14 protein-coding genes are annotated in these 14,494 nt (G+C 39.6%); all 14 read right to left on the reverse strand.

Annotation, left to right across the window (positions count from 1 at the left end; translation table 11 throughout):
• Positions 1-104: 104 nt before the first annotated feature.
• Entirely contained in the window at positions 105-581 is a 477-nt protein-coding gene (locus ACLNCP_RS06155) for a hypothetical protein (RefSeq protein WP_424844187.1), read from the reverse strand.
• 13 nt (positions 582-594) lie between these two features.
• Positions 595-975 carry a hypothetical protein gene (locus ACLNCP_RS06160; RefSeq protein ID WP_000837844.1) on the reverse strand — a complete coding sequence of 127 codons (381 nt, stop codon included), beginning with the start codon at positions 973-975 and terminating at the stop codon, positions 595-597.
• Positions 976-1,376: 401 nt separating this feature from the next.
• Positions 1,377-4,169: an isoleucine--tRNA ligase gene (gene ileS, locus ACLNCP_RS06165; protein WP_424844188.1), complete on the reverse strand. Its 2,793-nt coding sequence runs from the start codon at positions 4,167-4,169 to the stop codon at positions 1,377-1,379.
• A 252-nt stretch (positions 4,170-4,421) separates the two neighbouring features.
• Positions 4,422-5,297, reverse strand: a complete 876-nt coding sequence (locus ACLNCP_RS06170; RefSeq protein ID WP_424844189.1) for a DivIVA domain-containing protein — start codon at positions 5,295-5,297, stop codon at positions 4,422-4,424.
• 8 nt (positions 5,298-5,305) lie between these two features.
• On the reverse strand, positions 5,306-6,091 hold the full coding sequence (locus ACLNCP_RS06175; protein WP_424844190.1) for an RNA-binding protein: 786 nt from the start codon (positions 6,089-6,091) through the stop codon (positions 5,306-5,308).
• A complete protein-coding gene (locus tag ACLNCP_RS06180; RefSeq protein WP_004257761.1) occupies positions 6,088-6,351 on the reverse strand; it encodes a YggT family protein in 264 nt (87 codons plus the stop codon). Before ACLNCP_RS06180 ends, ACLNCP_RS06175 begins: the two co-directional genes overlap by 4 nt.
• Positions 6,351-6,884, reverse strand: coding sequence for a cell division protein SepF (locus ACLNCP_RS06185; protein ID WP_000053357.1), 534 nt, complete (start codon positions 6,882-6,884; stop codon positions 6,351-6,353). The genes ACLNCP_RS06180 and ACLNCP_RS06185 overlap by 1 nt, the downstream gene beginning before the upstream one ends.
• 9 nt (positions 6,885-6,893) lie before the next feature.
• On the reverse strand, positions 6,894-7,565 hold the full coding sequence (locus ACLNCP_RS06190) for a YggS family pyridoxal phosphate-dependent enzyme (RefSeq protein ID WP_004257770.1): 672 nt from the start codon (positions 7,563-7,565) through the stop codon (positions 6,894-6,896).
• Between the two features lie 4 nt (positions 7,566-7,569).
• Positions 7,570-8,826 (reverse strand): cell division protein FtsZ, encoded by a 1,257-nt coding sequence (gene ftsZ / locus ACLNCP_RS06195; RefSeq protein ID WP_049511014.1) that lies wholly within the window; start codon positions 8,824-8,826, stop codon positions 7,570-7,572.
• A gap of 17 nt (positions 8,827-8,843) precedes the next feature.
• On the reverse strand, positions 8,844-10,223 hold the full coding sequence (gene ftsA, locus ACLNCP_RS06200; protein ID WP_033688313.1) for a cell division protein FtsA: 1,380 nt from the start codon (positions 10,221-10,223) through the stop codon (positions 8,844-8,846).
• Positions 10,224-10,437: 214 nt separating this feature from the next.
• Positions 10,438-11,142 carry a TMEM164-related integral membrane acyltransferase gene (locus ACLNCP_RS06205; RefSeq protein WP_424844191.1) on the reverse strand — a complete coding sequence of 235 codons (705 nt, stop codon included), beginning with the start codon at positions 11,140-11,142 and terminating at the stop codon, positions 10,438-10,440.
• A gap of 90 nt (positions 11,143-11,232) precedes the next feature.
• Complete coding sequence (locus ACLNCP_RS06210; RefSeq protein ID WP_120770452.1) at positions 11,233-11,844, reverse strand: NUDIX hydrolase N-terminal domain-containing protein; 612 nt, start codon at positions 11,842-11,844, stop codon at positions 11,233-11,235.
• Positions 11,831-13,204, reverse strand: coding sequence for a UDP-N-acetylmuramoyl-tripeptide--D-alanyl-D-alanine ligase (locus ACLNCP_RS06215; protein WP_424844192.1), 1,374 nt, complete (start codon positions 13,202-13,204; stop codon positions 11,831-11,833). Before ACLNCP_RS06215 ends, ACLNCP_RS06210 begins: the two co-directional genes overlap by 14 nt.
• Positions 13,205-13,288: 84 nt before the next feature.
• Positions 13,289-14,332 (reverse strand): D-alanine--D-alanine ligase, encoded by a 1,044-nt coding sequence (locus tag ACLNCP_RS06220; protein ID WP_049516514.1) that lies wholly within the window; start codon positions 14,330-14,332, stop codon positions 13,289-13,291.
• Positions 14,333-14,494 lie beyond the last annotated feature (162 nt).

Consider the following 14,494-nt stretch of genomic DNA (forward strand, 5'->3'; position numbering starts at 1 on the left):
TCTATTCTATCTTCATTATTTAACCTTTAAAAAACACCCCATTTTCTAACATTTGGGGTGTAATTTAACCAATTATTCTCAATTACTACAAAAAAATTTCTATCTTACTGTAGTTGAGATGTCAAAGTTTTCAACTGTTTTTGCAAATTGTCTCTAAAGTCTTTCAATTGTTGAGACAATTTTGATTTATCATCTTCCTTGAGCTCAGTAGACCCTAGCAAATCATATATTTTTTTCTGCGCATCGAATAATTTTTGAGTTGACTCTTTTAGTTTGGTAAACGACTCATTATTTTCCATAGCTGTGCCTTTGAAACTTTCCTCAGCTTTAGTAAAATAATCATCAAAAATCTTTTTATAAAGATCTATATAATCTGCATAAGTACGTATTGATTCAATCGCATCGTCTGTTACAACCGGTGTATCAAGAGTGATTGTTTCTTTTGAGGTATTAGATGTTGCTACTGTCTTCTCATCATTACTTGTTGAAGTAGTCTTTGAATTTTGTGCTCCACATGCAGCAAGAAGAGAAACAGATAATAGAACTACTCCTAGACCGATAAACTGTTTTGTTCTTTTCATACTAAACCACCTTTTATTCTTCTGATTTGAATTTCTTCAATGTTGCAAGGAATAGAGATCCTCCAATAATAGCAAGAATCCCCCCAACCCATCCTAAGAATGGAATGAGACTAACTCCACCTGAAACAATCATTAGTACAGACGGAGCTGCACCTACACGATTATCTCCTTTATAGTAAACAATAGCAATGATACCAAGAACAAGATTTGCAATCTTCAAGGCATTCAAGAGTAAGGCAACACCTGAAACAGCCCCTGCAGTAGCTCCTCCATTAAGAGTTGTAGCAGCTGTATTTACCGCTGTTCCCAACAAGACAAAAGGACCAATAAGAAGTAAAATTCCTCCCACAAGACCGACGATACCACTAATTAAAGCAAGTGTTTTTGATTTCATAATAAAATCTCCTTTTTATTTTTTTCAAATAAAATTGTATCATATTTGCTAAAAAAAAAAAGTATTTTCTGATATTATAAAATAAAAATTTGTATAATATGAAATAAAATATAATACTCTTCAGAAATCAAAAGCAACTATACAAATTTATTATTGTAAAAATGTGACACAATTTACCAATCTTATCCGTAATATCAAATTCGTATTTTATCTTACTGCTGTTAGCTTGCTAAGTTTCTCTTTGATTCTTGTTGAGTATAAAAAGTCATACCTCATAAATTTTCAAAATAAATAAAAACGCATCGTATCAGGTGTTCAAAAACGTGATACAATGCGTTTAATAGACTATAAAATTAGTTGTCTTTTCTTCTCAAATTGAGTTTTACCTAGACTTTTCAACCTTATTTCTCTTCAAATCCTTCTGCGACTGCGTCTGCAAAGTTTTCTTCTACGATGCTTGCACAGTGGTCACAGATTACTGCGTGGTAACTGCGTTCTGCTGTTGTTGGGTCGATGCGACGGCAACGGTCACACACTTCACCTGCAGCACGTTCAACTGTAAAGGCTACGTCTTCAAAGCTTACAGCAGCTTCTGGAGCTGGTCCTTCTGCGATGGTCAATTCAGACACGATTAAAAGTTGAGCTACATTGCTGTTTACTGCTTCGAGTAGAGTTTTCACAACTTCGTTTGGATAAACTGTCAAGTGTGCTTCAAGTGATTTACCGATTACTTTGGCATTACGAGCTTCTTCCAAGGCTTTTTGAGCTTGTCCACGGAAGTCCATGAAGGCTGCCCATGTATCCAAGACTTCTTCTTGATTAGCAAAAGTTTCCGCTTCTGGTAATTCTGACAATTGAACAAAGTCTTCGGCTTCAAACTCTAGATATGACCAGATTTCCTCTGCTGTGTGAGGAAGGATTGGTGTCAAGAGTTTGGTGATTTTCACAAGAATATCATAGAAAACAGTCTGCATTTGACGGCGTTCCAATGATTTGGCTCCTTCAATGTAAACAACGTCTTTAGCAAAATCAAGGTAGAAGGCTGACAAGTCAACGTTGATAAAGTTCACCAAGGCCTTATAGATTGTCAAGAATTCAAAGTTTGCATAAGCATCACGAATCGTTTTCACAAGCTGATTAAAGCGAATAGTCATGTACTTATCAACTGAACGTAGTTCTTCATAAGCTACTGAATCTTGAGCTGGGTTAAAGTCAGAAGTATTGGCAATCAAGAAACGGAGTGTGTTACGAATCTTACGATAAGATTCTGATACTTGACTAAAGATATCCATTGAGATACGAACGTCATTAGTTGTATCAACACTTGTTACCCAAAGACGAAGAATTTCAGCACCAAATTGTTTTTCAACATCGCTTGGAGCAATGTTATTTCCAAGAGATTTAGACATCTTCTCACCTTTACCATCTAATGTGAAACCTTGAGACAAGATTTGCTTGTAAGGTGCTACGCCATGGTTAGCAACAGATGTGATGAGTGATGAGTTAAACCAACCACGGTATTGGTCAGAACCTTCAAGGTAAAGGTCAGCTGGATAAGTCAGATTTGGACGATTCACCAAAACACCATTCCATGATGAACCTGAGTCAAACCAAACATCCATGATATCTGTTTCTTTTTTGAACTCACCATTTGGTGAACCTGGATGTGTAAATCCTTCTGGCAAGAGGTCTTTGGCATCACGTTCCCACCAAATGCTTGATCCGTGTACTTCAAAGAGTTGAGCCACATATTCAATAGTCTCAGCAGTCATGATAGCTGTACCGTCTTCTGCATAGAAGATTGGAAGTGGAACACCCCAAGCACGTTGGCGAGAGATAACCCAGTCACCACGGTCACGAATCATATTGTAAAGACGGACTTTACCCCATTCTGTATGGAATTTCACTTTATCAATAGCATCCAGGATTTCTTGACGGAATTTTGAAACAGAAGCGAACCACTGTGGCACTGCACGCCAGATGATTGGTTTCTTGGTACGCCAGTCGAATGGGTATGAGTGTGAGATTTCTTCTTTGGCAAGGAGTAAATCGCCGAGTTTTTCCATAACAATTGGAGCCACTTTATCGTAGAACTGACCTTCAAAATCAGGTCCAGCATTTTCCATCATGATACCACGCTCATTAACGGTTACGGCAACTTCAAGACCATTAGCAATACCTACGTTATAGTCATCCTCACCAAAACCAGGAGCCGTATGGACGATACCTGTACCTGAATCTGTAGTAACGTGGTCACCAAGGATCACCAACTCATCTACAGCTGTATCCCATGGGTGAGCTGTCACGATTTGGTTGAGTTCTTGCCCACGATAGGTCGCCAAGACCTGAACATCAGCCCAGCCAAATTTCTCAGACAAACTGTTCAACAATTCTGAAGCAACCACAAACTTACGAGATTCACCAGCAGGTTGTACGACTACGTAATCAATATCCGCACCAACTGTCAACCCACGAGAAGCTGTGATGGTAAATGGAGTTGTTGTCCAGACTACGATATAAGTATCTGTATCTAGAACACCTTTGCCATCTTTTACCTTGTTGGCATAATAAAGTGAAGTTGAAACCAAATCATGGTATTCAATTTCCGCTTCGGCAAGGGCTGACTCAGATGACCATGACCAGTAAACTGGTTTTGCACCACGGTAGATATAGCCTTTATTAGCCATCTCACCAAATACACGGATTTGGGCTGCTTCATAGTCTGGAGTTAAAGTCACATATAAATTTTCCCAGTCACCTGACATCCCCAAGCGCTTGAAATCATCACGTTGTTTATAAACTTGAGAAAGAGCGTACTCACGGCAAAGTTTTAAGTACTCAACCAAGTCCATTTCTTTGCGCTTAACACCTTGCTTTGCCAAAACTTGCTCGATTGGCAAACCATGTGTATCCCAACCTGGGATATAAGGTGCGTTAAAACCTGACATAGACTTAGAACGAATGATGATATCTTTTGAGATATGATTCATGGCATGTCCAACGTGGATATTTCCGTTTGCGTATGGAGGGCCATCATGCAAGACAAAATGCGGTTTTCCCTGGTTCAATTCTTGACGACGTTGGTAAAGTTTTGCATCTTCCCATTCCTTTTGCCAAACTGGTTCTTTGGTAGGAAGTCCTGCTCGCATTGGGAAAGCTGTTTTCCCAAGGTTAAGGGTATCTTTGAGTTTCATGGTATCTCCTTTATAAATAATAACAAATTAAAAACCACGATTGCCAAAAAGGACGAAAATCGTGGTACCACCTTTATTCGGAAAAAGATTTAGTCTTTCTCCCTCTTATCCCGTAACGTGGGGAACGTCAAATCTTACTTCATTCAGACTTGAGTTTTTGAGAGGATAATCTTATCGTTAGGGAATGCAGGACTCACACCATCTCCTGCTCGCTGGAAATATAAGGATAAGATATTGTTCTCAGATTATTTCTTATAAAATTGTAACAGATTCTTGCGGTGCCGCAAAACCTGGTTCTGAGCTTACAGCTTCAGTAGCTGGTGTTGGTCCTGAGTAATAGCTTGGAGCTACTTCTGGCTCTTCATACATTGGACCAACTGGATGAGCTGGACTTTCTTCAACAACCGGAGCTGGTGAAACCACTTGTTCCTGCTCAGCTCTTGCTTCGGCTTCTGCAAGTTCCTTATTAGCCGCTTCGATACGCGCTTGCAACTCAGCCATTTCCTCGGGAGAAAACTGGCGAGTAATATCAATTGGTTCTTCCTCTGTATGTTGTTGCAAGACAGAGTCACCTAAGACTTCGCTGACCACTTCTTTGAAAGCTTCATCACTTGTCTGAAGATAAGTCGCTGTTGGGCGAAGAATATCTTCCCAATCTGAAGATTCAACAATTGCTAACTGGCTCTCAATTGTAGATTTAAGACGTTGATGGAAGACACGACTCTTGTTCTTCAATTCTTCTGTTTCAACAGCAACCTTCTTAGCATTGTCAGTTGCTTGACGAAGAATTTCATTTGCCTTGTACTTAGCTTCTTCCAGCAAGCGTTGTGCATCTTGCTCTGCTTGGTGGATAATATTATTTGCACGTTCAGTTGCAGCATGTTTTACTCGCTCAGCTGTATCCTGTGCAATCAATACAGATTGACTCAATGAATCTTTCATCTCATCAAAGTAAGACAAACGTTCTTCCAAGCTTTTAATATGTAATGCCTTATCATGATTAGAGCGAACCAAATCTTCATAATCACGGACTACAATATCTAAAAATTCATCTACTTCTTCTTGATCAAACCCTCTAAAGCGTGTACTAAAGGTTTTATCTTTAATTTCTAACGATGTAATTGGCATATTTTTCCTCACTTACTTAATAACAATTGGACCGTTAATTTCTTTTTATCTTTTTTTGTTTGCCCATTATCTCTAACGAGTTTCAATCGACCAAATTTCCTTACACTAATCAGATCACCAACTTGAACTACATAATCTGATTTTTCAACTAAATGGTAATTCACTTGGACTGCCTGTTTTTCAATTAACTGACTTGCCTGATTTCTAGACAGCTTGAAGACACCTGCCAGAAAAACATCTAATCTAGAACTAGCAATACAAATATCTAATTCTTGATAATCTTCTACAGTAGCAATTCTCTCAGTAAAATCCCGTTCTTCTAGACGAACCGGTAAACGAGCAATTTTCGTAATGCCGTCTTGAAAAAGGAGCATAAACTGTCGATTTATGATAATCTGTGCTCTCTCTTCGTTGACTAAGATATCACCAAATAGCTTCCTATCGATTCCTAGCTGATTTAAAACAGTTCCTAATATTTTTGCATGCGTTAGGCGTTCAAACTTATTAGGATAGACTATTTCTTGCAAGGAAAGTTCAAAATCAGAGAATTCCGGCTCAAAATAATCAGGATACAGGAGTACCCGTACATATTCAGTTTCAAGAAACTGCCGACTGCTCATATAGGAGATGCCGTTGGTCGATGCTAGAACCTTTAAAATCTTTTCTTGATGGGGATTTACAAAGGGTGTTAAAAAAGGAGAATAAGAATCTTCTACCTTTTTTATCCATTCTAATCCTTTATCAATAAAAGACGAATCATTCTTAGAAAAGTGTTGATAAATCATCTTGTTCATAGAAAGATCACTAAAAGTCGAATCAACTGCTCCCCTAGGAAGTGAACTAGTAATACCGCAATCCAGACAGACAAGTCAAGACCTGCAATCTGGAGGGGCAAACGTTGCAAGGGAGCTATTATCGGTTTCACTAAACTAATAATCAAGCGTCCAAGACGTGATTCATAAGCATTGGGAAACCAAGACATCAGAGCAAACACGATTAAAATCAGTGAATAGATATCCACTGCATTTTGAACAAAACGAATGAGAAAGATCATTATCTCACTCTCGTACGTTTCATATCAAAGCCAAATTCACCATTTTGTGATTCATCTGGAATTTTGATATCTTCAATATTGACGACAACATCAACTGGTGTCAGCAGGTACATAGTAGATGCTACCTTTTTCATGTTACCAGCTAAAACGTGACGCGCCCCATCCAGATAGTCCAAACAACGACGAGCTTGAACTTCTGTCATATATTGGAAATCAATCAAAATACTTTCGTTACCAGCTAATAAATCAACAATATCTGTGGCATCTTCGTATTTACGTGGATAACGAACATCAATTGTCACTTTATCAGTAGAACGTTGACTTTGCATAGCCAACTCTTGTTGACGGGCATGAAGACGGGTGATGTTTTTATCTTTAGATGGCGTGCTACCAGCTTGTTGAGGCAACTCTTGAACAGAAGGGACTGGAGTCACAATCGGCTCTTCAGCTTTAGGCTGATAAGTAGTACCAACATCTTCTCCATCTTCTGTAAAATAATCTATAAATTTATCAAATCTATCTTTTAAAGACATATTTCTTTCCTATTTAAAAAATGCTGTACCAATTCTGACAAATGTTGAGCCAAATTCAATCGCTTCCTTGTAGTCACGACTCATACCCATACTCAAGTCCGTCATTGGCATATTGGGAATTTGTTTTTCTCTAATTTCTAGTTGCAAATCCTGCGTAGCTTTAAAAATTTCTTTCAACTCATCACTACTAGCTTCAAAAGGAGCCATGGTCATCAAGCCGACATATTCAATTTTATCTAAGGTGGCCAATTCTGGCAAGAGCTCCAATAGTTCTTCCTTTGAAAAACCATGTTTGCTCTCTTCCCTTGAGATATTTACTTGTAAGAAACACTTAACAACTCGGTCACTTCTTTTTTGAATTTCCTCTGCTAGCTTTAATGAATCCAAAGCATGGAAATAATCAACATACTGAATGACATCTTTGACCTTGCGTCTTTGCAAGGTTCCAATCAAATGCCAGGTAATATTTCTATCTTTTAAAGCTTCATATTTCTCAAGAAATTTATCCACACGATTTTCACCAATATGATGCACACCTAGCGGAAGCAAAGCCTCCGCTGTCGGTACGTCTACATATTTTGTAACAGCAACAACCGAAACAGAATTGGCTTCTCTTCCTGACTGCTGACTTGCATCTTTTATTTGTTGAAAAACACGTTCTGTATTTTCTTTCAAATTCATTTACTTAACGATTTTTGAAAAATGGAGGAGTGTCTAATTCATCCTCATCGTGTAAAGATGGCGCTTCGAAACGTTCAACTGGTGATACCACTGAATCAGTTGGTCGAACAATTGTCTCACGACGCAAGTCCCAATCACCAAATGCTGAAGTTTGAGAAGTTTCTGTGCGACGAGGTGCTGGACTTGGAATTTCTGCAGTTTCAGCCATATCAAACTGACGATTATGATTGTGTGCATGACTAGGACTTACTTGTTCATGACGAACAGCTTGTCTTGGTGCATGGCCCACAACTTTTTCCACACGATCTTGACGAACACCAGTTGCAACGACTGTAACACGGATTTCATCTTTCATGTTTTCATCGATTGATGTTCCAAGCCAAATGTTCACTCCTTGGCCAGCTGCTTGGTTGACGATCTCTGAAGCTTCTTCTGCCTCAATCAAAGTCAAGTCGAGACCACCAGTAACGTTGACGATGACATCCTCAGCACCGTCAATAGTTGTTTCAAGAAGTGGTGAGTAGATTGCCTTACGAGCTGCTTCTACCACACGTTCTTCACCACTACCGATACCGATACCCATTAGGGCGTTTCCTTTATTTGCCATAACTGTTTTCACATCGGCAAAGTCAAGGTTAATCAAACCAGGATTTGTAATCAAATCAGTAATCCCTTGAACACCTTGGCGAAGTACGTTATCTGCTTCGCTAAGAGCTTCAAGAAGTGGAGTTTTCTTATCAACAATTTCAAGCAAGTTGTTGTTTGAAATAATCAATAGAGTATCTACATGCTCACGAAGTTGATTGATTCCTTCTACAGCATACTGACCACGTTTGCTTCCTTCGAAACCGAAAGGACGTGTCACAACACCAACTGTAAGAGCACCTAAATCTTTAGCAATGCGGGCAATAACAGGAGCTGCACCAGTACCAGAGCCACCTCCCATACCTGCAGTAATGAAGACCATATCTGCTCCAGTAATAGCTTGAGTCAAGGCTTCTTCGCTTTCTTCAGCAGCCTTTTGACCAACTTCAGGTCGACCGCCAGCACCCAAACCACGAGTCAATTTAGGGCCTAACTGAATTACAGTCTCAGCTTTTGTACTACTCAAAGCTTGTACATCTGTGTTTGCTGCGATAAATTCTACGCCTGCAACACCTTCGTCAACCATGCGGTTAATGGCGTTACCACCACCTCCACCAACACCGATTACTTTAATCACTGCACCTTGAGCTGCTGCTGTATCAAATGAAAATGTCATAGTTTATTTTTCCTCTTTTATTCATCAAACATGCTTCCGATTAAGCCACGGAAACGATCTGCGATTTTTGGTTTGTTTTGAGAAGATACTTTATCTTCTTTCGGAGCAACTACGTTTGTAGAAGCTGATTGCTCTACCTCAGTATTTTGAACTGGTTGAATAGGGGTAGGTTGTGCTACTTGCGTAACACGTTGAATCATCCCACCGAAATTAATTGGTTGGTGACGCAAAGTATCTTCACCCTTGACTGCTCGTTGTGCTAACAAATGCACCTCAGTCAATTGACCAGCAAATTCAGACAAGCTAATCACATGAGCGAAGGCAGGATTACGGATTCCAACTTGATTTGGAACGTAAAGTTTGACGCCGACGCCAAACACTTCCTGTGCAAGTTCTACAATACCTGGTAAAATAGCATTTCCACCAATCAGAACAATCCCACCTGGAAGATCCAACAAATGTCTTCTTTCCAACTCTTGTTTGATTTGTTCAAAAATGTGCTTAATGCGGGCTGAAATAATCTCTGCTAGGTAGCTTTCTGTAACTTCTACAGGTTCTACTTCACCAATTACTTCAACTTGGAAGGTTTCATTACTTGCAAGTGAAGGGTAGGCTTCACCATAGTTCAATTTCAATCCTTCAGCTAGTTTTTGTGAAGTCTTCAAGACCTTAGAGATATCTTTTGTGACATAATCTCCACCTTCTTGAAGAATATTTGTAAACTGGAGTTCTTGGTTACGGATTGTAGCAACAGTTGTTTGACCTGCTCCCATATCAATCACAGTAGCTCCAAATTCACGCTCTCCTTCGTTCAAGACAGAACGAACCAAAGCCAATGGTGAAATAATAATATTTTCAACCTGAACACCTGAGCGCTCAACTGTCTTACGTAAATTGTGAAGAATAGTACGTGGACCTGTGTAAAGCAAACCACGCATTTCAAGACGAACCCCCATCATACCACGTGGGTCACGAATACCTTGGAAACCATCTACGATAAATTCTTCTGGAATAAAAGTAATGACTTCACGATCTGGTGTCATACTCTTTGTCAAGGCTGATTTAACAACATTTTCAACATCTTGATCTGTAATTTCTTTTGTATCAGATGTAACTGGAATCATACCTTGAGTTGGTTCTACTTGCAAAAGATTTCCAGGCAAACCAACATTCACTGATTTGATTGAAATGCCAGCTTTCTCTTCTGCTTGGGAAATAGCTGACTTGATAGCAGTTGCTGCTGCTTCAATATCAACGATAATCCCATCCTTTACACCTTTACTCTTGGCATTACTTACACCAATTACATTAAGTTCACCATTTCTAAGCTCGGCAACCAATACTTTAATCGAATTAGTTCCGATATCTAAGCCTGTAAAAAAACCATCTCTAGCCATTACATCGCATCCTCTCTCTTCCAAGTTTCAAACTTCTATTCAATATAGCTAAAATAGGGCATAGCTATTCACAGAATATTATAACACAAAAAATCCAATCGTGCTTAGTTTTTCCTAAATTTACTTACCATTTTTTCACATTCGCTCATCAAATTTTTTTATTTTCCAAACAAGTTATAAAAAATCAGATTTATGAAAAAAAGAAAGCTCATTTCTAAGCTTTCTTTGCAATCATTTTTTCTGCTTCTTGTTCTAAAAATAGTTCCAAGATTTTCTTTGTTAATGTAATCGCTGCTGATAAGGCCAGGGAAACGATTAAATAATTAGCTACTAAGCCATGGTCTCCAACCAATGGTGGTTTTGTCAAGAATCCGTAATCTCCACCTGTTACTAAATTGACCACAAAAATCAAGGCATTTAGTCCAAAGGTCATAAGAAAAATTCTTTTCACATCAAGCATTTTTGCGTCGTACTGTTTCAAGAGATAAACCAGTGAATTTCCTAAGAGTGCTAAGTGTCCAAAGATAAAGGATAAAATCGCAATATGCGGGAATGGGTAAGGATCTGGCACGGGATAAACAAAGGCTGCTAATGTCCCAAATGTTCCTAGTAATGCAAAATACTGCCGATATTTGGATTGACCAGGAAGCAAAAGCACCACAAACATAGCCATACGGCAATGGTAAAAGGGTAAGCTTTCTGACAATGGCATATGATTAACCCCGTACCATCCATAAAGCAGGATTAACTGAACTGCCTGCAAGATTTGGAAAAATCGTTGATAAGCCTTCTTTTCACGATAACGATAGGCTGTATAAAAGGTCAAGGCCAAGAGTGTAAATATACTGACATACCAAAAAAGGTCAAATTTGGGTGGTTCTGTTGCTTGGGTCGTAAAAAAAATATCCCATAAATTCATCTAGTCTTCCTCATGATTCAAAATTTTCCTGCATTTTATTATACCATGCTATTTAAGAAAAATGAATTTAGAAATACGATAATTATCTTCTTAGTCAAGATATTGCTCCCTCTGACCTTGATAAACCTGCCAAAGAATCTCTATTTGCTCCTTGGTAATGCGTTTTTCAGATAAGGCTGGCAGTTGGTCAATGGCAAAAAATTGAAGGTCAGCAATTTCTTGATTTTTTTGGAATTGTCCATCAAGAAGCTTACATTCAAAAACAAACTTTGCATATTGCTTGCTCTGTAGTTGGAAACGATTGGTATCAAAAACAGCTAGTAGTCTTTCTACTTTAGCTTCAAAACCGGTTTCTTCTTCAATTTCCTTGAGAATATTTTCTGTTGGAGAATAGCCGACTTCACCAAAGCCACCTGGCAAAGCCCAATCATTCTCTCCTTGTCCCCTAACCAGACAAATCTTTTCGTCCTCAACAATCCAAGCACGGACGTCCATTAAAGGAGTCGCATAAGCGGAGGTCGGTTTCAAGAGTTCTGCCACTTCGTCTGCATCAAGGTCTGATACCTGATTCAACATTTCAGATAACAGACTTCGCAAGTCTTCGTAGCGCTCACGGTCAAAAGGATCTTTTGTAAAGGTTAAGCCAGTATCTGTAAGGGCAATCATTCTTTGCAGATACTTAACAAAATCACTTGGCTTCATTTTCTAAACTTTCTACCAACTTGGCTAGGTTCATAGAGTTGGAGCCTTTGAGCAGGATTTGGTCATTAGCTCCAAGGCTTTCTTTGACCTGCTTGACTAGGTCTTCAAATTTGTCTTGATCTTCTGTTTTCTTGAAATAGTAAACGTGGCCGATTGGGAACATTTGACTAGCCAATTGGGCTAATTCAGCAATGTCTTCTCCATAGAAAATAACGGTATTCAGCACATCAGGCGAGAGGCTCAAAATCATCTGATTATGAAGCTGAATAGACTGGTCACCAAGCTCCTTCATATCCGCCAACACTGCAATTTTCTTGCCACCTTCATTGGCTGGAATGGCAGAGAATGTCTCCAAAATCAGCTTCATAGCAGTTGGATTGGCATTATATACGTCTGACAGGATATCTGCTCCATTGGCTGCTTTCTTCCACTCAGTACGATTACGCGTCAATTCAAGACCTTGGAAAGACTGACGAATTTGCTCCTCTGAAACTCCTTCTTGTAGGGCAACATAGGATGCAATCATAGCATTGGTGGCATTGTACTTGCCAGTTACTGGCAAATCAAGGTCTTGCTCCAAGAAATTGGCCTTAAAGGTCAAGCTATCCTTGCGCTCAATCAAGTCTATGATTTCCAGCTCTGCTCCTTGACCAAATCGAACCACCTTTTTATCAGCTGGCAAGTAGGCCTCTACAATAGAGTCAGCCGGTGCCAAAAGCAAAGAACCCGATTCCATACCATCTGCAATTTGCAATTTCCCTTTGGCAATTTCCGAACGGTCTTTGAAAAAGGCCAAATGGGCTTCGCCAACCAAGGTCACGATGGCTGTTTTTGGATGAGCCAATTCAGACAAGAGATGGATATCTCCCAAGTGATCCTGCCCCATCTCCAAGACCAACTTTTCTGTTCCTTCAGGCATATGGAGAACTGTGTATGGAAGACCAATCTCATTATTGTAGTTGCCTTGTGTCTTATAGGTTTTGTAGGTTGTTGATAGCAAGTGCGCTAACATATCCTTGGTCGTTGTTTTACCATTTGAACCCGTAACCGCAAAGACATCAACAGCTGTTTTTTCAAGATAGTAGGCTGCTAGTTGCTGAAAGGCAGTCAGAACATCATCTACTAGAATGTAGGGATGATTTGCGACCTTTTTCTCAGACAGGGTTACTACTGCACCATTTTCAAAGGCTGTTTCGATAAAGTCATGGCCATCACGCGCACCTTTGAGGGGCACAAATAAATCTCCTGTCGCAATCAAACGACTGTCAAACTCAGCCTTTTCTAACTGAGCATCTGCAAAAAGACTGATATCATTTTTAGCTCCTACAACTTGAGCCACTTCATGGATTGTTAATTTCATTTCTACTCCTTTAAAAAGGGTTGAAGTCCGAGAACTCTAGTCACCTTGCAGTGATAGTTCTGGCTCCCACCCTCTCTTTCATTTTTATAACAAATGCGCTTCGCGCTTGTCAAAACTTTCCTTGGCAAGGTCCACCAAACGCTCGATTAGTTCTGGGTAGCTGATTCCCATATTGTCCCAAAGTAGTGGATACATAGACCACTGGGTGAAACCTGGCATGGTATTGAGCTCGTTGAGGAAAACCTCTCCCTTGTCTGTATAGAAGAAATCGCAACGAGAGAGACCGAGCCCACCAATGGCACGGAAGGCAGTTTCTGCATTTTGACGCATGACAGCTACCACATCATCACTGATCTTAGCTGGGATATCCATGGTAATCTTGTTATCAATATACTTGGCATCGTAGTCATAAAAGGCTACATCCTTGACTACTTCCCCTGGAAGCGTGCTTTTGACATCGTAGTTGCCCAAGAGACCAACCTCGATTTCACGGGCATTTACCCCTTGCTCTACCAAGACACGGCTGTCATATTGGAAGGCAAGTTTCAAGGCTTGACGGAGTTCTTCTTGATTTTCAGATTTTGAAATACCGACACTTGAACCCATGTTTGATGGTTTTGTGAAAACTGGATAAGTCAATTTTTCTTCAACTTCGGCAATTTTAACAGTCACATCATCACCTTCGACAATGGCCACATAAGGAACTTGGGCAATCCCGACAGATTCTAAGACACGCTTGGTCGTGATTTTATCCATGGCAAGACTAGATGACAAGATGTTACAACCGACGTAAGGCATTTTCAAAACTTCAAGGAATCCTTGAACAGAGCCATCCTCTCCCATCGGACCATGAAGAACTGGAAAGACCACCGCACCTTCTTCGTAGATAGCACTTGGAGCAACTTTCTTATCCCAATCGATTGTTTCATTGGTCATAAGACGGTCCTCTTGACCTGGAGTCTGGCTAAATTCTTGCGTTTTAATAAAGTCACCTGACTGGCTGATGAAGAAAGTCTTGACTGTGAAACGGTCGTAGTTGACCGCACGCATCACACTTTCAGCTGAAAGAACAGAGACTTCACGCTCTGCACTACGTCCACCGTATAAAAGAATAATCGTTTGTTTCATATTATTGGTTCCAATTCTAATAGAATACTCATTCTTTAGTATATCATATTTGCTTCTTTTTTGAAACTTGAACCTGATACTGGTCTTCAAGTAATCTAAAAAGAGACCGATAAAACTAATATCGGCCTCCATGATTTTTGTATAAATGAATTGAGTGTGTTC

This window comes from Streptococcus sp. CL6.35 (genome assembly GCF_049737915.1).
In the GTDB taxonomy this organism is placed as follows: domain Bacteria; phylum Bacillota; class Bacilli; order Lactobacillales; family Streptococcaceae; genus Streptococcus.

Bases quoted from the DNA above. Each gene is read 5' to 3' on its own strand.
- ACLNCP_RS06155 (WP_424844187.1), bottom strand. From the start codon at position 581: ATGAAAAGAACAAAACAGTTTATCGGTCTAGGAGTAGTTCTATTATCT.
- ACLNCP_RS06160 (WP_000837844.1), bottom strand. From the start codon at position 975: ATGAAATCAAAAACACTTGCTTTAATTAGTGGTATCGTCGGTCTTGTG.
- ileS (WP_424844188.1), bottom strand. From the start codon at position 4,169: ATGAAACTCAAAGATACCCTTAACCTTGGGAAAACAGCTTTCCCAATG.
- ACLNCP_RS06170 (WP_424844189.1), bottom strand. From the start codon at position 5,297: ATGCCAATTACATCGTTAGAAATTAAAGATAAAACCTTTAGTACACGC.
- ACLNCP_RS06175 (WP_424844190.1), bottom strand. From the start codon at position 6,091: ATGAACAAGATGATTTATCAACACTTTTCTAAGAATGATTCGTCTTTT.
- ACLNCP_RS06180 (WP_004257761.1), bottom strand. From the start codon at position 6,351: ATGATCTTTCTCATTCGTTTTGTTCAAAATGCAGTGGATATCTATTCA.
- ACLNCP_RS06185 (WP_000053357.1), bottom strand. From the start codon at position 6,884: ATGTCTTTAAAAGATAGATTTGATAAATTTATAGATTATTTTACAGAA.
- ACLNCP_RS06190 (WP_004257770.1), bottom strand. From the start codon at position 7,565: ATGAATTTGAAAGAAAATACAGAACGTGTTTTTCAACAAATAAAAGAT.
- ftsZ (WP_049511014.1), bottom strand. From the start codon at position 8,826: ATGACATTTTCATTTGATACAGCAGCAGCTCAAGGTGCAGTGATTAAA.
- ftsA (WP_033688313.1), bottom strand. From the start codon at position 10,223: ATGGCTAGAGATGGTTTTTTTACAGGCTTAGATATCGGAACTAATTCG.
- ACLNCP_RS06205 (WP_424844191.1), bottom strand. From the start codon at position 11,142: ATGAATTTATGGGATATTTTTTTTACGACCCAAGCAACAGAACCACCC.
- ACLNCP_RS06210 (WP_120770452.1), bottom strand. From the start codon at position 11,844: ATGAAGCCAAGTGATTTTGTTAAGTATCTGCAAAGAATGATTGCCCTT.
- ACLNCP_RS06215 (WP_424844192.1), bottom strand. From the start codon at position 13,204: ATGAAATTAACAATCCATGAAGTGGCTCAAGTTGTAGGAGCTAAAAAT.
- ACLNCP_RS06220 (WP_049516514.1), bottom strand. From the start codon at position 14,332: ATGAAACAAACGATTATTCTTTTATACGGTGGACGTAGTGCAGAGCGT.